The sequence below is a fragment of the Cloacibacillus sp. genome (genome assembly GCA_036655895.1).
Classification (GTDB): Bacteria; Synergistota; Synergistia; order Synergistales; family Synergistaceae; genus JAVVPF01.
Map to the genome: position 1 here is coordinate 13,139 of JAVVPF010000006.1, position 20,285 is coordinate 33,423.

At 56.2% G+C, this 20,285-nt stretch carries 16 protein-coding genes; 14 read left to right on the forward strand and 2 right to left on the reverse strand.

Annotated features, from left to right (window positions below):
• Positions 1–139: 139 nt before the first annotated feature.
• The 11 genes from RRY12_03155 to RRY12_03205 all read left to right on the forward strand — a co-directional run bounded on the left by RRY12_03155 (position 140) and on the right by RRY12_03205 (position 14,666).
• On the forward strand, positions 140–1,456 hold the full coding sequence (locus RRY12_03155; GenBank protein MEG2183653.1) for a ComEC/Rec2 family competence protein: 1,317 nt from the start codon (positions 140–142) through the stop codon (positions 1,454–1,456).
• Between the two features lie 42 nt (positions 1,457–1,498).
• Positions 1,499–2,266 (forward strand): type III pantothenate kinase, encoded by a 768-nt coding sequence (locus RRY12_03160; GenBank protein ID MEG2183654.1) that lies wholly within the window; start codon positions 1,499–1,501, stop codon positions 2,264–2,266.
• A complete protein-coding gene (locus RRY12_03165) occupies positions 2,244–3,281 on the forward strand; it encodes a tRNA-dihydrouridine synthase family protein (protein MEG2183655.1) in 1,038 nt (345 codons plus the stop codon). Before RRY12_03160 ends, RRY12_03165 begins: the two co-directional genes overlap by 23 nt.
• A 77-nt stretch (positions 3,282–3,358) precedes the next feature.
• Entirely contained in the window at positions 3,359–4,876 is a 1,518-nt protein-coding gene (gene lysS / locus RRY12_03170; GenBank protein ID MEG2183656.1) for a lysine--tRNA ligase, read from the forward strand.
• A gap of 42 nt (positions 4,877–4,918) precedes the next feature.
• A complete protein-coding gene (gene ligA, locus RRY12_03175; protein MEG2183657.1) occupies positions 4,919–6,961 on the forward strand; it encodes an NAD-dependent DNA ligase LigA in 2,043 nt (680 codons plus the stop codon).
• Between the two features lie 58 nt (positions 6,962–7,019).
• Positions 7,020–7,340 (forward strand): Asp-tRNA(Asn)/Glu-tRNA(Gln) amidotransferase subunit GatC, encoded by a 321-nt coding sequence (locus RRY12_03180; GenBank protein ID MEG2183658.1) that lies wholly within the window; start codon positions 7,020–7,022, stop codon positions 7,338–7,340.
• A 2-nt stretch (positions 7,341–7,342) separates the two neighbouring features.
• Complete coding sequence (gatA, locus tag RRY12_03185) at positions 7,343–8,815, forward strand: Asp-tRNA(Asn)/Glu-tRNA(Gln) amidotransferase subunit GatA (GenBank protein ID MEG2183659.1); 1,473 nt, start codon at positions 7,343–7,345, stop codon at positions 8,813–8,815.
• 1 nt (position 8,816) lies between these two features.
• Entirely contained in the window at positions 8,817–10,277 is a 1,461-nt protein-coding gene (gene gatB / locus RRY12_03190) for an Asp-tRNA(Asn)/Glu-tRNA(Gln) amidotransferase subunit GatB (GenBank protein MEG2183660.1), read from the forward strand.
• 138 nt (positions 10,278–10,415) lie between these two features.
• On the forward strand, positions 10,416–12,503 hold the full coding sequence (gene fusA / locus RRY12_03195) for an elongation factor G (GenBank protein MEG2183661.1): 2,088 nt from the start codon (positions 10,416–10,418) through the stop codon (positions 12,501–12,503).
• 65 nt (positions 12,504–12,568) lie between these two features.
• Positions 12,569–13,711 carry an MFS transporter gene (locus tag RRY12_03200; GenBank protein MEG2183662.1) on the forward strand — a complete coding sequence of 381 codons (1,143 nt, stop codon included), beginning with the start codon at positions 12,569–12,571 and terminating at the stop codon, positions 13,709–13,711.
• A 115-nt stretch (positions 13,712–13,826) separates the two neighbouring features.
• Positions 13,827–14,666 carry a prepilin-type N-terminal cleavage/methylation domain-containing protein gene (locus RRY12_03205; protein ID MEG2183663.1) on the forward strand — a complete coding sequence of 280 codons (840 nt, stop codon included), beginning with the start codon at positions 13,827–13,829 and terminating at the stop codon, positions 14,664–14,666.
• Between the two features lie 204 nt (positions 14,667–14,870).
• Here the strand turns inward: RRY12_03205 and RRY12_03210 are convergent, their stop codons facing one another.
• Both RRY12_03210 and RRY12_03215 read right to left on the reverse strand, forming a co-directional pair.
• Complete coding sequence (locus RRY12_03210) at positions 14,871–15,167, reverse strand: hypothetical protein (GenBank protein ID MEG2183664.1); 297 nt, start codon at positions 15,165–15,167, stop codon at positions 14,871–14,873.
• 100 nt (positions 15,168–15,267) lie between these two features.
• Entirely contained in the window at positions 15,268–16,218 is a 951-nt protein-coding gene (locus RRY12_03215; GenBank protein MEG2183665.1) for a hypothetical protein, read from the reverse strand.
• Between the two features lie 261 nt (positions 16,219–16,479).
• On the opposite strand from RRY12_03215, the gene RRY12_03220 reads away from it, so the two are divergent.
• From RRY12_03220 to RRY12_03230, 3 genes are all read left to right on the forward strand, one after another.
• Positions 16,480–16,917: an Rrf2 family transcriptional regulator gene (locus tag RRY12_03220; protein ID MEG2183666.1), complete on the forward strand. Its 438-nt coding sequence runs from the start codon at positions 16,480–16,482 to the stop codon at positions 16,915–16,917.
• Positions 16,918–16,941: 24 nt separating this feature from the next.
• Positions 16,942–18,276 (forward strand): outer membrane protein transport protein, encoded by a 1,335-nt coding sequence (locus RRY12_03225; protein ID MEG2183667.1) that lies wholly within the window; start codon positions 16,942–16,944, stop codon positions 18,274–18,276.
• 224 nt (positions 18,277–18,500) lie between these two features.
• Positions 18,501–20,159, forward strand: a complete 1,659-nt coding sequence (locus RRY12_03230) for a phosphoenolpyruvate carboxykinase (ATP) (protein ID MEG2183668.1) — start codon at positions 18,501–18,503, stop codon at positions 20,157–20,159.
• Positions 20,160–20,285 lie beyond the last annotated feature (126 nt).

Here is a 20,285-nt window from a genome sequence, read left to right on the forward strand (position 1 = left end):
AGATATTTTCGGCAGGCGGGAGGCCGCGGCAAGCTGCGGCCCGCTGGCTGAAGCGCCCGCCTTTCTCGTTCTCTTATGTTCGTCGCTTGCCGTGTGGCTCGCGCAGTTTTGCGCGCTTTTTGCAGCGGCCGCGGCCTCCGTGCTTATCACAGCCGCGCTTGCTTTCTGCACGGCGCGCCGCTCTCCGCGCGGCTTTTACGCGGTGTTTGCGGCGGTCGTCGTCTGCTGTGCCTTTGCCTCGTCGTTGTGCCTTGCGCGGCTTGTGCAGGACGAGCCCTTTCCTGATTCCGCGAAGTTTACGGCGCGCGTGCTTTTGGTGCGTCCCTGGGGACGCAGCGCGGCGCTTCTGCTTGAGACTCCGTATGGACGAGCCGCGGCCTACGTGCCGCAAAAGGAGGCGCCTAGGGCGGGCGCTGAGGTTTTTGTACGCGCCGCGTCGTTTGAGTTCAAAAAAGCGGAACGTCCCGGCGGCTTTGACGAACGCTTTTACTGGCGCGCGCGAAATGCGTCGCGCCGCCTCGTCGTCTTTGAGATGAAAGAAACCGGCGCGCCGCGCGGGCTTGCCGCCTGGCGGGCGCGCGTTGAACGGGCCTTCGCCGAAAAGCTGCCGCCGCTTTCTTCTGCGTACATGGCTGCGCTTACGACAGGCGCGCGCGACGACGACATACAGGAGCTCCACAAAAAAGCCGGAACCTCGCATCTTCTTGCCATCTCTGGGTTCCATGTTGCGTTGCTTGCAGGCGCGCTCTTCTGGCTATTTGGAAAAAACCTTCGCGGCGCGATCGTGGTCTCGGCCGCGATATGGCTTTATGTAGCGGCGGCAGGCGCTCCGGCGGGCGGCCTTCGTGCCGCGCTTATGACGGAACTGTGCCTAGCCGCCTTTTTAGCGGGAAGGCCGCGCTCTGCCTTCAACGGCGTAAGCTGCGCCGCGCTTTTTTTGCTGCTTTGGAACCCGTGGTACTTTTTTGACCTTGGCTTTCGTCTCTCCGTGCTTGCCGCGCTGTTTATATCGGCCGCGGCCTCGGTCGTTCCTCAAAACTGGAAGGGCGCGGCGGCCGTCGCCGTCCTCGTATGGTTCGTTACAGCGCCGCTCACCGCCAGCGCCTTTGGCCTCATCCCCATGGCGGGGCTTGTGCTGAACATTGTAGCCGTGCCGTGGTTTTCTCTTCTCTTTCCGCTCGTTGCGCTGCTTTCGCTGCCGGCGCTGGCTGGGCTTCCCTTTGCGCGGCTTGCGGCAGCCGCGTCGGAGGCGCTGCTTTTATTTTCGCACAAGGCGCTTTCGGCCGGTTCTTCGCTCGTTCCGTGGGCGGCCGGCCCATCGTCCGCGCTCACGGCGGCTGCGCTTGTCATTTTTATCTGCGCCGTCTGCGCGCGCTGCCGTGTAAAAATGGAAACGGCGCCTATTCTCTGCGCAATTTTTCTCTTTATCCTACTCTATTGCCCTTCGATGTTGTAAAATATAAAAATTGACCGTATAACGGATTTGGAGGAATTAACCATGCTCCTTGTCTTTGACATTGGGAACACGAATACTGTAATGGGGATCTACAAAGGAAGCGAGCTTGTCAAGCAATGGAGGCTCACCTCAAAGAAGCAGACGGCGGACGAAGTCGGCTTTATGATACTGGGACTGCTTTCGGCCTCCGGCATAAATAAAGAGGAGATAGAGGGAGCCATCTTTGGAAGCGTCGTCCCGTCGCTGGACGAGATGTTCCTCGAAGGCGTGCGCAAGTACATCGGCGTCGAGGCCATGCGCGTCTCCCCGCGCCTCAACACGGGGCTTACGATAAAGATGAAAAACCCTACGGGGCTTGGCGCGGACAGGCTGCTGAACGCGGTGGCGGGAATTGCGAAATACGGCGCGCCGCTCATAGTAGTCGATCTCGGCACTGCGATAACCTTTGACGTGATCTCGCAGGAGGGGGCCTACCTTGGCGGCATCATAGCGCCGGGCATGGAGCTCAGCATGGAATCGCTCTTCTCGCGCACGGCGCAGCTGCCGCAGATAGAGCTTTGCGCGCCCGAGCATTACATAGGCGGAGATACGACCGAGGCCATCCAGTCCGGCATCATATACGGCACTGTGGGGCTTGTGGACAAAGTTATAAAGGGCGTCTTCAAAGAGCTTGGCGGCCCGTGCAGAGTAGTGGCCACCGGCGGACACGCGCCGATAATCTCAAAATATTCAAACCGTGTGGATACAGTGGACCAGTGGCTGACGCTGGACGGTCTTCGGATACTTTATGAGCGAAGCCGCGAAAAATAGATTAAAAGAGCGGGGCTTTGACGCGGCCCTTCCCGGCTTTCCGCGCGAAATAGGCGGCGTCGCCGTTGAAAATCCTATATGGCTTGCGCCTCTTGCCGGAATAACCTTCGCCTCTTTCCGGCGCTTTCACCGGATGATGGGCGCGGGGCTGGTGCATACGGAGATGGTAAGCGCGCTTGGGCTCATCCACAACGGGCGCAAAACAAAAGAACTGCTCTGCCGCACAAACGACGAAGGCCCGTGCGCGCTTCAGCTTTTTGGCGCAAAGGCGGACGACGTAGCGCGCGGCGCGGCATTCGCGCTTGAGAATTACAGCTTTGAGGCGCTTGAGATAAACATGGCCTGCCCGATGCCCAAGGTGACGAAAAAGGGCAGCGGCTCAAAGCTGATGGAATATCCGAATGAGGCGGCGGCTATGATGCGCGCGCTGAAGGGCTTCGGCCTGCCGGTGTGGGCAAAGATACGCGTCATGCCCGGTGCGGACGTGGAAGAGACTGCGGCCTTCAGCGAAAGGCTCTTTGAGGCTGGCGCGGATTTTATCTTCGTCCACGGCAGAACTCCGTCGCAGAGATACGAGGGCGTGGCCGACCGCGACGCGGTAGGCCGGATAGCGGTGCGCTTTCCGGGGCGCATCGGCGGAAGCGGCGACTGCTACACGCCGCGCGACTTTGAGGACTACCTTGAAAGAGGATGCGCCTCGGTACTCGCCGGACGCGGCATACTGCGCGACGCCTTTTTGATAGCGGAGACGCTGAGGCAGCTTGGCGCAAATGTCCCGCAGGAGCTTGCCGCCCCAACGGCTGCGGCGCAGGCCGAGATGCTCATTGAGCTGGGAGAGGCGATATGCGCCGCCGAAGGAGAGCCGCTTGCGATGACGATAGCGCGCAGGATGCTTGGCGCGCTCTTCAAAGGTTTTCCCGGAGCCGCTCAGCTGAGGCGTGAAGGCGCTATGACCAAAAGCTGGGGCGAGCTTGCGCCGCTTTTGAGAAACTGGCGTCCGACAGAACTTGAATAAAAATTTACTCGATTTGGTTTTAAAGAGGCCGTTCGATGCTTCGTCCGGCTGATAATTATAAACAGGATGTGATCCCAATGGCAGAAGAAAAGAAGATCGAACAGCAGCAGCAGACGACAATGCCCGAGGAGGAGATATTTCGTCAGCGTAAAGACAAGCTGATGCGCCTCCGCGCGGAAGAGGGCTACGACCCCTATCAGCAGGATCATTACGAGGTAAAGCATACGCTTGCCCATGTGAAAGAACATTTCGACGGCCTTCAGCCCGAAGAATGGGCCACGGACGAAATTCAGACGGCCGGCCGCATCATCGTGCTGCGCCGCCACGGAAAGACCGCCTTCGCCACCTTTGAAGACGAGCACGACAGGCTCCAGCTCTGCTTCCAGTTTGACGTGCTTGGCGAAACGGACTACGCCTTTTTCAAAAAATGGGTAGACGCGGGAGACTTCATCGGCCTCGTAGGCGTCCCCTTCCGCACGCAGCGCGGCGAGCTTACGCTCTCCGTCAAAAAGTTCACGCTGCTTTCAAAGGCGCTTCGCCCGATGCCCGAGAAATACCACGGGCTTAAGGACATGGAGGTGCGCTACCGTCAGCGCTACGCCGACCTTATAGCTAACCCCGAGGTGCGCGAGACCTTCCGCAAACGCACAAAGATAATACAGACCTTCCGCCGCGTGCTCGACGCGCACGATTCGCTGGAGGTGCAGACGCCGATACTTGCAACAATAGCGGGCGGCGCCAACGCGCGTCCCTTTGTGACGCATCACAACACGCTCGACATAGATATGTACATGAGGATAGCGACGGAGCTCTACTTAAAGCGCCTCGTCGTCGGCATGATGGGCCGCGTCTACGAGATCGGCCAGCAGTTCCGCAACGAGGGCATGGACCAGCGCCACAACCCTGAGTTCACGACGCTTGAAGTCTACTGGCCCTACGGCAACTACGTTGATATGATGAACCTGGCCGAAGAGCTGATAGTGGCAAGCGCCGACGAAGTAGGCTCGCGCGTAGTAAACTATCAGGGCGTCGAGCTGAACCTGAACCCGCCGTTCCGCCGCGCAACAATGACGGAGCTTGTCACCGAGCACACCGGAATAGATTTTGCCGCGATAACCGACGAAGAGGCGCGCCGTCAGGCCGCTCTGCGCGGGCTTGAAGTGAAGCCTACGGACACCCGCTTTGACCTCCTCCCCGTATTCTTTGAGGAATATGTGGAAGAAGAGCTTATTCAGCCCACATTCGTAATAGGACACCCGACGGTCATATCGCCGCTTTCAAAGCGCAACAAAGAAAACCCAGACATCACCGACCGCTTCGAGCTCTTCATCAACTCATGGGAGGTTGCGAACGCCTTCAGCGAGCTTAACGACCCGCTCGACCAGCGCGAGCGTTTCCTCGACCAGGCGCGCAAAAAGGCCGAAGGCGACGACGAGAGCCACCCGTTTGACGAAGATTTCATAAACGCGCTCGAATACGGGCTGCCCCCGACCGGCGGGATGGGCATCGGCATGGATCGCGTCGTCATGCTGCTGACAAATTCAAAGAGCATCAGAGACGTGCTCTTCTTCCCGACGATGAGGCCGAAGGATTAAGCGCGGCCCGGCTTGGAAAAAGAACTGAGTGCGGCAATGACAATGGCACTGCCCTCATCCGAAGAATCGAAAAAAAGAGCGGAGCTGCTGCGCGGCGAGATCGAACGCCACGCGCGGCTCTACTACGCGCAGGACGCGCCGGAGATATCCGACTTTGAGTACGACAGGCTCATGCGTGAACTGCAAGAAATAGAGGCGGCGAGCCCGGAGCTTGTAACGCCGGATTCGCCGACGCACAGGATAGGCGCCGCGCCGCGCGACGGCTTTGTGAAGGTGGAGCACGCCTCTGCCATGATGAGCCTCGACAACGCGCTCGACCGAGAGGAGCTTGCCGTATTTTACACAAAGCTCTGCGAGGCGCTCCACGAAGAAAACGTTCCCGTCCTCTGCGAACCTAAAATAGACGGCCTCGCCGTCTCGCTCGTCTACGAAGACGGCCTATTTTCAAGCGGAGCCACGCGGGGCGACGGCAAAGTGGGGGAGGATGTCACAGCGAACCTCAGAACGATAAAAACGCTTCCCCTGCGGCTTGCGCACCCGATACCCGGACGCTTTGAGGTGCGCGGCGAGGTCTGCATAGACAAAAAAGGCTTTGAGGCGCTCAACGCGGCGCGCGAAGAACGCGGCGAGAGCCTCTTTGCAAACCCGCGCAACGCGGCGGCGGGGAGCCTCCGCACGCTTGACCCTAAAGAGACGGCGCGCAGAAATTTAAAGATATATCTTTATCAGATAATCGACCCGGAGAAATACGGGATAACGACGCAGCGTCAAATGTTGGAAGAGATAGCCGCACTTGGGCTGCCTATGCAGGGCGAAGACAGGCTTTGCCACTCGCTTTCGCAGATATACGACTACCTTCTGCAATGGGAGACGAAGCGTTTTGAGCATCCCATAGACACAGACGGCGTAGTTGTGAAATTAAACGACATTGCGCTGCGCCTCGTGCTGGGCATCACGTCAAAGGCGCCGAAATGGGCCGTCGCCTTTAAATTCCCGCCCGAGGAAAAGCTGACGCGGATACAAAACATCGAAGTTACGGTGGGCCGCACGGGAGTGTTGACTCCTACCGCAGTATTCGACCCTGTGCATTTGGCCGGCACGATAGTCCGCCGCGCCGGGCTGCACAATCAGGACGACATCGACAAAAAGGACGCGCGCGTGGGCGACTATATATGGGTGCGCAAGGCGGGCGAGATCATCCCCGAGGTGGTCCGCGTCGAATACGACAAACGCCCAGACGGCACGGAGCCGTTCAAAATACCGGATATATGTCCCGTCTGCGGCTCGCACGCGGTGCGGCTGCCCGGCGAGGCCGCAATAAAATGCACGAACAGCGGATGCCCCGCTCAGGTGAAGGAGCGCATCATCCACTTCGCCGCTCGCGGAGCGATGGACATAAGCGGCATGGGCGACAAATTGATAGACCGTCTCGTCGAGCTCGGGCTGCTTCACAACTACGCCGACATCTACAGCCTCACCGCGCCGGAACTTGCGGTGCTTGACCGCCTTGGCGAAAAATCGGCGCAGAACATTATAAACGCGATAGAAAAATCAAAGAGCCGCCCGCTTGGAGCTTTGATAGGCGCTCTTGGCATAAGCAGCGTCGGCGAAAAGACGGCGGAGGACCTTGCCGCGCGCTTTGGTTCGATAGAGGCGCTGCAAAAGACCGCGCGCGACAACGAGCCGGAGCTGGAACTGACGGACGGCATAGGCGAAGTTATAGCGCAGTCGCTTCACGCGTGGTTCTCGGAGCCGCACAACGAAGAGATGCTGGCGCGCCTTAAGGCCGCCGGAGTGAACTTTGAATCGCACGCGCCAAAAGTAGACAAAACGCTGCTTCCGTGGAACGGCCTGAAATTCGTGCTCACCGGCGAGCTTGCGAAGATGACGCGGCCCGTGGCGGAGGCCAAAATAAAATCTATGGGCGGCGTTGTGGCGGGCAGCGTCAGTAAAAAGACGAGCTTTGTCGTAGTGGGAGAGGCGCCCGGAAGCAAGTATCAAAAGGCGCTCGCGCTCGGCGTGCCGGTCCTTGACGAAGAACAGTTTGAGAAAAAATTAAAAGAGGCCGCAGAAGAGGCGAAATGACCGCAAGCCTCGCGCGGCTGCATATACAGACCCTCATTTCAGGAGGTATGACGAACAGATGATAAAACAGATGGAAATGGACAAGGAACGCCTTAGCGAGGTGCTTACGCTCTCACGCATCGGCCTTCCCGAAGATAAGTATCAGGAGGTGCTCGACCGCGTCAACGACATTCTGCGCATGTGCGACAAAATGCGGGAGCTTGCCGACGACGACGCGGCGCCCTTTGAATGGGACGTCAAAAAAGCGCCGGGACGCCGCGCCGACGAGCCTGTCAAATGGGACGGCCGCGACGCCTTCCTTGACGGCGCGCCTGTGCGCGACGGAGATTTCTTCCGCGTGCCTCGCATCATAGCGCTTGAAGACGAAGGGGAGGAATAGCGATGGACTTCCAGAAACTTTCGGCGCGCGAAATAGCGGCCGGCGTCAAGGCCGGAAAATTCACGGCCGTTGAGGCCGCCCGCGACGCCATAGAGCGCATCAAAAAATACGACAAAAAATATAATTCCATAGTGACGCTCTGCGAAGAGCGCGCGATGGCGGAGGCGGAAGCGATAGACGCCGCCGTTGCGCGCGGCGAAGAGACCGGCCCGCTTGCCGGCGTTCCCTACGCCGTAAAAGACAACTTCTGCACACAGGCCATAGAGACGACCTGCGGCAGCAAAATGCTCAAAGGATGGCTTCCCCCGTACGACGCAACCGCCGTCAAAAACATGAAGGAAGCTGGCGCCGTCCTCGTAGGCAAAGCCAACATGGATGAATTTGCTATGGGCAGCACCACGGAAAGCTCCGTCTTCGGCCCGACGCTCAACCCGCGCGACACAGGACGCGTACCCGGAGGCAGCTCCGGCGGAAGCGCCGCCGCGGTGGCGGCGGGCTTTGTCCCGATAGCGCTGGGCAGCGACACGGGCGGCTCTGTGCGTCAGCCCGCCGCCTTCTGCGGCGTGCAGGGCATGAAGCCCTCGTACGGACAGATAAGCCGTTACGGGATAGTAGCCTACGCCTCGTCGCTCGACCAGGTGGGCGGTCTTACGAAAAATATCGCAGACATGGCGCTCGTCATGGAGGCGCTTGCAAAGCCCGACGACAACGACACCACCTGCGACGCCTACGAACGGCCCTCCTTTACAGCCGCCGTCTCGGGCGCGTCGCTTGCCGGCAAAAAAATCGCCGTGCTAACAGGCTACGACCGTGACAGCATAGACAAGCCGCTCGTTGAGGCGGCCGACCGCGCGGTAGAGATATGCCGCGCCGCCGGCGCTGAGATAATCGAAGCCTCGCTGCCCGTGACGATGGAACACACGGTCGCCTGCTACTACATGGTGGCGCTTGGCGACGCAAGCTCGAAACTGGCCTGCTACGACGGCATGCGCTACGGCCATCACGAAGACGGCAAAAACCTCTCCGAGATGTACAAAAGAAGCCGCATGGAGGGCTTCGGCGAAGAGGTGCGCAGGCGGATACTCGTCGGCACCTGCATACTGACGCGCGGCTACTACGAAAACTATTTTGTGCCGGCTACGAAGGTGCGCCAGCTCATATCGAACGAATTTAAAGAACTCTTTAAAAAGGCCGACGCCCTCATCTGTCCGATAGTGCCGGCGCTTGCCTACAAACGCGGCCTCGTCGAAGAAGATCCCGTGAGGATGTACCTTGGCGACGTCTTCACCACTATGGCGAACCTCGCGGGCCTTCCCAGCGTCAGCATAAACCTCGGCTTCACGCCGGAGGGGCTGCCGACATGCGTGCAGATGCTCGCGCCGCGCTTTGGGGACGCAGAGCTGCTTTCATGCGCCGCCGTCATCGAAAATGCGGCGGGCGCGCCCGAACCGGTGACAGAGAAGGAGGGCTGCTGAAATGAGCAGGAACGTTGTTATAGGACTTGAAATACATTTGCAGCTCAAGACAAAGACAAAGCTCTTCTGCGGCTGCTCGACAGACTACATCGGCGCCACGCCGAACACCAACGTCTGCCCCATCTGCCTGGCCGTTCCCGGCTCGCTCCCCGTCATAAACGACCACGCCGTAGACCTCGCCGTGAAGATGGGCCTCGGCCTGCACTGCGACATAAAAGACAAGACGCGCTTTCACCGCAAGCATTATTTCTACGCCGACCTGCCCAAGGCCTATCAGATAACGCAGTACGAGCACGCCATAGCTCAGGGCGGCTACCTCGACATAGTGGCCGACGGCAAAGAAAAACGCGTCCATCTCGACCACCTTCACCTTGAAGAGGACGCGGGAAAGCTGGTCCACCCAACATCGGACGGACGTCTTTCCGGCGCCGCCTACTCGCTAGTTGACTACAACAGAGGCGGAATGCCTCTTTCTGAGATAGTCTCCATGCCCGATATGAACTCTCCGGCGGAGGCCATAGCCTACATCACGCAGATACGCCAGCTCGCGCGCTACCTTGAGGTCTCCGACGGAGAGATGGAGTCCGGCTCTCTGCGCGTAGACGTCAACGTCTCGCTCTCAAACGCGGACGGCTCGCTCGGCACGCGCGTAGAACTGAAAAACATAAACTCGCTGAAATCAATAGAGCGCGCGCTTGAATACGAGATAGCGCGCCAGAACCGCGTGCTCGACGAAGGCGGCCAGCTTGTGCAGGAGACGCGCCTTTGGGACGACGCGGCCGGCGTCACCCGCTCGATGCGCAGCAAAGAGGGCGCGCGCGACTACCGCTACTACGCGGAGATGGACCTTGCTCCTATCGACGCAAAGCCCGACTACGTAGAAAAAATCCGCGCGGCGATGCCTGAAATGCCGTGGGACAAACGCGCGCGCTTCACGGAGCAGTACGGAATAAGCTTTGAAGAGAGCCAGCAGCTCACAGAACAGCGCGAGACGGCGGACTACTTCGAGGCGCTTGTTGCATCAGGCGCGCCCGCCGTGAAAGCCGCGAACTGGATGCGAATGGAGGTGCAGCGCATCCTGCGCGACGCCGGCATGGAGATAACCGACTTCCCTGTAGCGGCGAAAGAGCTTGGCTCGCTCATCGCCAAAGTCGAAAGCCGCGACCTTTCAAACACGCAGGCAAAAGACGTGCTGGGCGCCATGTACGACGGCGGCCTCTCGCTTGACGCCGCGCTGAAAAAATGCGGGGCGGCGGGCGGCAGACTTACCGCGGAGGCGCTTTGCGCCGTAATATCCAAAATATTTGCCGAGCAGCCCGGAGCCGTTGAAACGATCAAAAACGGCGCGGACAAAAAAGGCGCGAAGCAGAAATTCCTTCAGGGCCTCGTCATGCGCGAGACAAGAGGGAGCGCAGACCCGACGGAAGTAGCAAAAACGCTGGCCGAAATGCTGGCCAAATAACGGAGTGATTTTGAGGGTTCCGTCAATAGAGGCCTCACATTGAACGTATTATTGACGGAACTCTCCAAAGCAAGTATTATCAATAGGTCATAGCGAATCATTATAAGAAGCTTCAACAGCACAGAAGGAGTGAAAGTAATGGGGACACGTAAACCGGAGGACATTCGCAGCATTGCGCTCATTTCACATGGAGGCGCTGGCAAGACCACTCTCAACGAAACATTTCTTTTTGACGCGGGACAAATTTCCCGCCTAGGACGAATCGAAGACAAGAACACAGTCTCTGACTTTGATTCAGAGGAACAGAAGCGCGGCATTTCAATAAGCACAACTCTTTCAACAATCCCGTACAAAAATAAGACCTTATATGTCATGGACACGCCCGGCTTTGCCGACTTTGTCGGAGAGCAGCGCTGCGCGATGCGCGTGGCCGACGGAGCGCTCGTCCTCGTGAACGCCACCGCTGGCGTCGAAGTGCAGACGCAGAGCGTATGGGAATTTGCCGAGACCTTTGAAACGCCGGCAATATTCTTCATAAGCAAACTTGACAGAGAAAATACCGACTTTGACGAAGTCGTAGATGATATACGCGAAAACATTTCCGAGCGCGCAACGCCGCTCTTTCTGCCGATAGGCCGCGAACTCCAGTTCAAGGGGCTAGTCAACGTCCTCACCGGCAAAGCCTATATGTACAAAGGCGACGGCACAAAAGATTTCACAGAGTGCGCCGCCCCCGCGGAGATGGAAGAGGCCATCGCCTCCGCGCGTGAAACGCTCGTAGAGCGTGCCGTCGAAGCCGACGACGAACTGATGATGCGCTACCTTGACGGAGAGGAAATATCAATAGAAGAACTTCTCGGCGTGCTGCGCAAAGCAATATGCGCGCGCTCCATATATCCCATCATCCCGGGCTCCGCTACGCTGAACGTAGGCGTGCAGCAGCTCATGGACGTCATCGTCGACTACATGCCGTCGCCGAAGGACATGCTTAAACGCGCGGCGCTCAAAGGTGAAGAGGTCGTAAACATCCCGCCCGACGAAAACGGACATTTCCTCGCCTTCGTCTTCAAAGTCATGGTCGACCCCTATGTAGGCAAACTCTCGTTCGTCAAAGTATTCTCGGGCCACATGACGAGCGACCAGACCATCTACAACGTCACGCAGGAACAGGAAGAGCGCGTAAGCTCCTTCCGCCTCATGAAAGGCAAAGACAGCGTTGAAACAAAAGAAATAATCCTGGGCGACATCGTAGCCATCCCGAAGCTTGAAAGCACCATCGCGGGAGATACGCTCGGCCTCAAGGGCGAAGTGCTCCAGTTCCGCCCGATACAGTTCCCGAAGCCCGTCTACAGCGTAGCCGTAGTTCCAAAAAGCCGCGCCGACGAAGACAAGCTCGGAAACGCCATCACAAAGACGCTCAAAGAGGACCGGACTCTCTCCTACACGAAAGACCCGGAGACGAACGACGCCGTCCTTTCAGGAATGGGCGACATGCACCTCGACATCATGCTCTCAAAGATAAAAGAACGCTACAAAGTAGACCTCGAAACGCGCACCCCGAAAGTTCCCTACCGCGAGACGATAAAGAAAAAGGCGAGCGCCCAGGGCAAACACAAGAAACAGTCCGGCGGACGCGGCCAGTACGGCGACGTCTGGTTTGAGCTCGCTCCTCTTGAAAAGAACGCCGGCATCGAATTTATCGACCGCGTAGTCGGAGGCGCCGTACCGCGCAACTTCATCCCGGCCGCGGAAAAGGGACTTCGCGAAGCCGCCGCGCGCGGATTCCTCGCGGGATACCCGTCAACAGACTTCTCCTGCGCGCTATTCGACGGTTCCTACCACGACGTCGACTCATCTGAAATGGCCTTTAAAATCGCGGCCAGCATCGCCTACAAAAAGTGCATGGAACAGGCAAACCCGATACTGATGGAGCCCGTCATGAACGTAGTCGTGACGGTGCCGGAGGACTGCCTCGGAGACGTCATGGGCGACTTCAACAGCCGCCGCGGACGCATCATGGGCATCGACAGCGAAGGCAAACTCCAGATAGTCAAGGCCCAGTGCCCGCTGTCAGAAATGTTCCGCTACGCCATCATCCTGCGCTCAATGACCTCGGGACGCGGCTCCTTCTCAATGGAATACAGCCATTACGAAGAGGTGCCCGGCGACATAGCCAAAAAGGTCATCGACCAGGCCGCGAAGGATCGCAAAGAGGAAGAAGAATAGTACCTTAATACAAATCCGCAAGAGGGCGTCCGTCATGGACGCCCTCTTTTTAAGAGGCCGGCATAATGAAAAACATAAAACAGATAACGCTCATATTTCTCGCCTACTACGGCATAACGTGCTTTTCAAACATCTATTTCATCTTCGGCCCGTTCTATGAAAAAATGGGCGCGACCCCGCAGCAGACGGGCCTCTTCCTGAGCCTCTTCTACTTCGTCATGCTCATCTGCCGCCCGCTTGGAAGCAAAGTGATGGAAAAATTCGACATCAGACGCGCGCTTGTCGGCAGCTCCGCGCTCTGCGCCGCGGCCTCCGTAGGCGTCGCGCTTTCGCTGCACTGCGTGCCGCTGCTGCTCTTCTTCCGCGCACTCACAGGCCTCTGCGTCAGCGTATTTGCCGTCTCAGCCATCGCCGCCCAGTCTCTCTTGCTTGACGAAAAGGCGCGCGGCTTTGGCTTCGCGCTCTTCACCACCGGCTCGCTGCTGCCTATGGCCACCATCGTTCCCTTCTGCGACTGGCTCCAGCAAAATAATTACGACACGCTCTACCTGTGGCTTCCGGCGGCGACGGCCCTTCTCTGCACGGCTGTAAGCTGGCCCGTCAAGAATTTGAATTATCACGGCGAACACAAAAAAGCGTGGGGGAGCTACGCGGACCTGCTCAAAACACCCGCCATCCCAGCGCTGCTCGCCACCGCTATGGTCATGTCGCTCGCCGACGCAATGACGCTCTCCGTGGCCTCGCTTGCGAACGAACGTTTCATTACGGTATCCGCCTTCATGATAGCCTCCTCTCTCGCCGGCATCGCCATCAGAACTATAGCCTTCAGCCTCATCGCTAAAATCCCCCGCGTACACCTCGCCGCACCGGCCGCGGCACTTATGGGCGCGGGACTTATCGGCCTCTCGCTTTCCTCAGGAGGCGCCGCCTTTATGGCCTTCGGCGCGCTCTTTGGCATAGGTATAGGCATTGGCTTTCCAGTCGACCTCGCGCTCGTGGGCGACCTGCTCGCCCCGGAATACCGGCCAAAGGCGACGGGCCTAGTGCTTCTTGTCATCGACATAGGCTGGATGATAAGCCCGCTCATCTTCGGCTTCTTCTCGCCCGTCATAGGCGCCACGTGGACCTTCCGCGTAATGGGCCTCTTCGTCGTCTCAGCCGCCGCCGCCCTCTATCTGCAATTCTGGAGAAAATGTAAAATAGGCTGACGGAGAGAAGAAGAAAAATGATATAATCCAGATAAAATCGGCGCCGCATGCAGGCGTTTCCCTGCTGGGTTATAATAAACGCCCGATTGTAACTACATAGGAGGTGTCTCTTAGGATGAACTTTCGATACAATAAAAAATCACAGGCATTCACGTTGGTGGAACTTTTAATAGTGCTCATAATCATAGGAGTGCTTGCGGGGGGCCTCTGGCTCGCCTTCGGCGGCTCGGACGCCAAAGCCCAGGAGACCGCCTGCCTCGGAAACCGCGAGACGATAAAAACGGCCTGGTCGATGCACAAATTCGCTAACGGTAGCCCTGTCGACTTAAATACATTTGTCACCAACAGCAATTACAAAGAATTTGTAGACAGCGGCAACTGTGCGTGTCCCACGACGCACAAAGCATACACCGTTGTAGATGGCCAAGTTTACTGCGAGGAGCATAGTTCCTCTCAAGCAGAGGCGTCCGTGAGAGATTATATAGCGTTGAAAGATGCCGATACCTTGAAAAATGGTAGCACAGCCGAAATATTAGTAATCATGGATTCATTAAATAAATTGCTCACAGAGGCGATGAAAGATTATAAGATTGATTTTAACGGCGAATTCAATAAAACCAGAATAAACGAAATGCTGGCAGCATTAAGTAAAAACGAAGCTATTGCTAAATCCAATATTAAAGATTTTTTGACAACTGGCACAGGTGGAACTCTGTCTGATTATGCCATAGGATTAAACAGCAGCAAACAATTTAACGCACTAATGGTTAAGTCAGGTAATGATGTGTATGTCGTCTATGCTAATGGTGCGGTTTATTATTGCGCAAACCAGCACAGCGCAGATAGTAAGTCTTATTTAGCAGATCAAGCTAAAGCTGATGCCTACTGCGTTGATGGAGCCACGGTTATGGTTAACGGCACACCGGCCCCATCCAATTGGAAAAAGGTTAGGTAGGAAGGTCATTCGGTAGTGGCTGGATAAGCGTTAAGTGTTATTTGAGGCGTAGATTGAGAGGTGATTTTTCTATATAAACTAATCACCTCGGAGTAACCGACGCCGTGTTGATGATATTAAATTTCTTGCCGTTTTCTTTTGTTAAAGTTTTTGATGAAGTATCATGATATCAGCTGCAAACAGGGAACCGCGCCCTCCCCAGAGTCAGCATCGAGATATCTTGATCGCCTTGCCTTCGTCTATCCGGTAGTTTCTGTAATAGAGCGCGAGGTCGCAGAGGACTAGCGTGGTGTTTAGCGTGTATGGGATGAGCAGGTAGGCGCTTGTGTTGGCAAACAGCACTTTGGCGATCCCAGCGGCGTATCCTACTAGGATGATGAGCATGAAGGAGAGGCTCTTGCCTTTTCTCGTGCGGCTGACCCATGACTTGTAGATTGAGGCGGGCCACGCCGCGGCGAAGCAGAGCAGCATCACTGTTTCGAGTATGGAGCTTAAATACATTTTTATCTGTTCCTTTCACGTATATATCAAAATTTTCGTTTATTATACCCTAAAACGCCGCGCCTTTGGGTGCGGCGCGGCGTTTGCAAGCGGCCTGACGTTACGCGAACGCTGTCATTCTCTTTGCCGCGTGCGCCGTCTGCGGCAGCAGCTCCCATATCAGCTCGCGCTTCTCTGTCACGTTTTGAAGCGCTTCAAAGGAAATAGTCCATATCTCGCATGGCTCGGCCTCTTGTGGGATTTTTGTAAAGAGGGGAGCCAGCTCCCGTGCAAGTTCTGCCGCGCGTTCTTCTTTTTCCGTGACGAAGACGAGCCAGCAGACGCTGTCCTGCTCCTGCGTGTCTATGTCGAAGTAGCCGGGGAGCATGACGCGGCGCTCCAGCGTCGTCCATCTGAAAAATTCGGAGGCCGTGCGCGCGGCCGAGGCGCTTTCTTCGCAGAAGACGAAGAGGAAGCGGTCCGCGTTTATGAGGCGCAGCGGGTCGTGCGGGTGGCCTTTGAAGTCCGTATAGTGGATGTAGTCGTAGTAGCAGATGTAAAGAAGGTCCGGCGTAAAACCGCCCATGTTTTTTTCGTTTGCGGCAAGCCACGCCGCGGTCTTTTTTGCGTAACGCTCCGTTGTGCGGCTTTTCAGCCCTACTGTGGGAAATTCTTCGAGCATCTTTTGATAGGCTTCGTTTTGCGTGTAGCTCCAATCCACGCAGCGGTCGCTGGGGAATATTTTAAGTTTCTGACTGTTGAGGTATTTTTTTATGCCCCAGCGCTGCGCGTGCTTTTTGTTGAGCAAGTCCATCAGTTCCGCAGCGCGCGCCGCTTTTGCGGGTGCCTCGGGTCGCCCACCGGGCGCATCTTCTATATAGGAGGCTTTCGCGAGCGGCGCAAAGCGCGCCGCGCCCTCTTCGGTAAGAAAGAAGCAGCCGTCTTTTTCGGCAACGAGCCCCGCCTCTTTGAGTTCCTCCAAAGATGATATATCCTCGTTTTCTCGGCGCAGCATTTCAACGGTCCAGCATGGATGCAGAGAGTCGAAGCGAAGCAGCAGGTTTTCGTCCATTTTATATCGTCTCCTTTCTGTTTTAGGCGGCGGCGATATTATGTCGGCCGCAAATCCAGCATAACATATTTTGCTTTAAAATTCCCGCGGATGATTTTCACTAAATGGGAAAAATTAGTGATAAAAATCAAAAATTCCGCTTGACCCTTGTAATAAAGTGGAATAAAATATCCATTATTCCATTATATCTTTGGGAAAGGGGAAATTAAGCTGAATCCAATCGTAGACCTGCCGGAACCGCTGCTTCTTGGCCTGCACGCACTGGGCGAACTTGCTCAGGAACCTGACAGGTGTCTCACGACGCAGCAGGTGGCCGCGCTGCTCGGTACGACGGAGCCTCATCTTTCAAAAGTTTTGCAGCGCCTCAACAAAGGCGGCCTTATAAAATCTGTTCGAGGCCCGGGCGGCGGTTACAAGCTGAACTGCGTGCCCGCGGAGACGCCGCTTTATTCTATTTTTGTCCTTTTGGGCGGCCCCTTTGAAGCGAGGGGATGCAGCTTGGCCGGCTGCCGAGAGCACAAATGTTTCATCGGCGACATGGTCGACGAGCTTTCGCGCGCTCTCTTTCGTTATCTTGAATCACGCACGCTTGCGGACTTCACCTCTTATTATTCTTCCGGCACAGACGTAAGCATCGAAATTTCCGTTATCACCCCCAGCCTGGGGCAGAAGCACCCAAATTTTGGGAAAATAAACTAGAAATACAGAGAGGATCGTGTTCATTTGAAGATTTTGAAAGGTATTGCCTGCGCTTTGGCCCTCCTTTGCGCGGCGCAGACGGCGGCATTTGCGGAAGGCTTCGGCGTCTATGAGTGGAGCGCGTCGGGAACCGCTATGGGAGAGGCCTACATGTTCGGCGAAAACGACCCGGCCGTGCTCGCCTACAACCCGGCCCAGATAACAAAGCTGGACGGAAAATATATGAGCATTGGTACAAGCTGGGTCAACCCGGCGGTTTCCAGCTCATTCAACTTTATGGGCAAACCGGAACAGGATTGGGACAACGAATACAGCCCCGCAGTTATTCCTTATTTCTATTACGCGCAAAAAGCCGGTAAAAATTCATGGTGGGGCCTCGCCCTCTTCGCGCGCTACGGCAACCAGATAGAGTACGATGATATGTGGCCGGGACGCTACGACACGGTCTATTCTGGAATAAAGGGCCTAACGCTTCAGCCGACCTATGCCTTTAAGATCAACGACAAACTGTCGATGGGCGTCGGGCTGGACATCAACTACATTGAGCTTAGGATGAAAAAGGACGTTCCCTTGATAAAAGACCTGAGCAAATTTGGCGCATCTAAATCGTCATATCTTGCGGATACGCACTCCGATTTACAGGGCGACACTACGAGCATAGGCTGGGTCGCCTCCCTCATGTACGATTTCACACCCAAGACCTCTATGGCCGTTATGTATCGCGCGAGGGTCAAGCATACGATGGATGCCGACACAGATTTTGATTATTCCATGACTCCATACGGCAGGGCCCTGATGGCCGCAAACCCGGCTGTTGGCAAACAACTGCTTGCCGGCCTTCCCCGTACATCCGGCTCGCATGGAACCGTCACGCTGCCTGATTCCATCACCATAGGTTTGGGCCATAAGTTCAACGACAGAACGAGAATGGAATTGAGCGCTGTTTGGACGAACTGGGCCACCTATGACAACCTCGACATCTATTTTGACGCCGCCGCGCTCAAGAACACGCCTGCGCTCGCAAGAAAAGACTGGAAGGCCTCGTGGCGCCTTGGAGTAGGCATTGAGCATAAACTGAGCGATAAGTGGAGCATTATGGGCGGTTATGTCTTTGACCAGAGCCCCGTTCCCTACGACACGATGGATTTCACCGTTCCCACAGGCGACCGCCACAGGGGAAGCATAGGCTTTAAATATCGTCCGAACGCGAACGGCGAGTTGGCCTTTGCCTACAGCGCGATATGGGCTGGCACAAGAGACGTATATTCGCATGTAGGCAATATGGACTTCACCTCGGCGCATCTGCACGACGGCCTTACTCAGATCGTTTCGCTCGGCTACACCATCAAACTTAAGTAACGACTGCACCAAATAAGAACCTGAATTTCACGCGGCCCGCGTTTTTTTGGCGGGCCGCTTTTTTAATATTCTGAAATTGTCGGTTTTATCTCCAAACTCTTGTCAATTTAAATTAAAGTTGTATGCTACACCTGTGTGCGGGTAATGTAAAGTGTTTGTTACTTTTTTCTTAAAGTAACGATATTCAGCTTAATATGGACAGAACTTTGAGGAGGAAATTTTTCATGGCAACGCAGGGTCATTTTGTAGATTTGGAGAGCTTTAAAAGACTCAACGCCACACCAATCAGAACAACCATCGAGACGGCCTTCTATGGCAACAATGTAACTCCGGCAGACGACCTTAAGATGGCTTACGACATTGCAAAAAACAGCCCGGGAACTGTCGAGCTGACCGGTATGCCCGTATTTCGCCCCACGGAGCTTGGACTCCCTGAAGATTCAAACGTTCTGCTTTTTAACGACGGTGCGATCTTTGGACGCTGCGCCGCGGCGCGCAGGATAACGGGCCAGCCCGGCGTATCTGTGCCGGAAATGGCGACTCTTATCCGCGAGGCCATACACAACGGGCGTTTCCGCCGCTTCTATTCAGCGCAGGCGGTGATCGGCCTTGACGAGGACTTCATGGTCAAAGCGCACCTTATGACCCCAGAGGGCTTTGAAAACAACCTTTACAGTTGGATGCTGAACTTCCAGTATCTGAACGAAGAGTACGCTAAACGTTACGCGAACTCGCGCGACCTGCCAAACGACGGAGACCTTTTCGTCTACACAGACCCATATTGGACGCACCCCGACTATCCGCTTGGTCTCGCCTTCTTCTCGCCAGAGCAGAACTGCGCCGCCATCCTTGGAATGCGCTATTTCGGCGAGTTCAAGAAGGGGACGCTGACGCTCGCCTGGGGAGCCGCCGCGCGCAACGGATACGCCTCATGCCACGGCGGACTGAAACGTTACAAGCTTAAGGACGGCAGCGACAAAAAATACGTCCTCGCGGTATTCGGTCTCTCCGGCTCTGGAAAGTCCACCATCACTCACGCGAAGCACAACGATAAATACGACGTGACGGTGCTGCACGACGACGCCGTTATCATCAACGTCAAGGACAAATACGCGATAGCGCTTGAACCGGCCTACTTTGACAAGATGCAGGATTACCCGATAGGCTGCCCAGACAATAAGTATCTGCTTTCATTGCAGAACTGCGGCGTCACAGTCATGGAAGACGGCAAAACAGTCGTCGTCAGCGAAGACATCCGCAACGGCAACGGACGCGCCGTGAAGTCGCGCTTCTGGTCGCCGAACAGGATAGACCGCATCGACGAGCCGCTCAACGCCATTTGCTGGCTGATGAAGGACCCGACTCTGCCCCCCGTCGTCAAGCTTACAGGCCCCGCGCTTGCCTCTGTTATGGGTTCGACGCTGGCCACGAAGCGCACTTCGGCTGAGCGCCTCGCCCCCGGCATCGACCCGGACGCGCTCGTCATCGAAAGCTACGCAAACCCGTTCCGCACCTATCCGCTTGCTATGGACTACATCCGCTTCCGCACGCTCTTTGAGGACGGAGTGGAGTGTTACATCATAAATACCGGCTCGTTCATGGACAAGAAGGTCGAAAAGAACACGACGCTTTCCATCCTCGAATCTATAGTCGAGGGGAAGGCAGAATGGAAGAGCTTCGGCGGCGTCCCTGGGATGGAGCTTATGGAGGTTCCCGGCTTTGTTCCCGACTTTACCGACTGGACCTATAAGCAGCAGTTTACAAACAGGATGAACGACCGCCTCGCCTTTATAAAATCACGCGACACGGAAAAGGGCGGCATCGACGCGCTCCCGCCGGACGCGCTGCGGGCGATAGAAAATGTGATCACGTCGCTTAAGTAAACGACGGCTGATAAATAAACAACGCGCCGCCTTCGGAAAGATTCTACGCCGAAGGCGGCCTCTTTTTATCGTAAGGCGGAGCTGCGGAAGAAGTTTTTGCAGTGCGCTGATAAAAAAATGACCGCG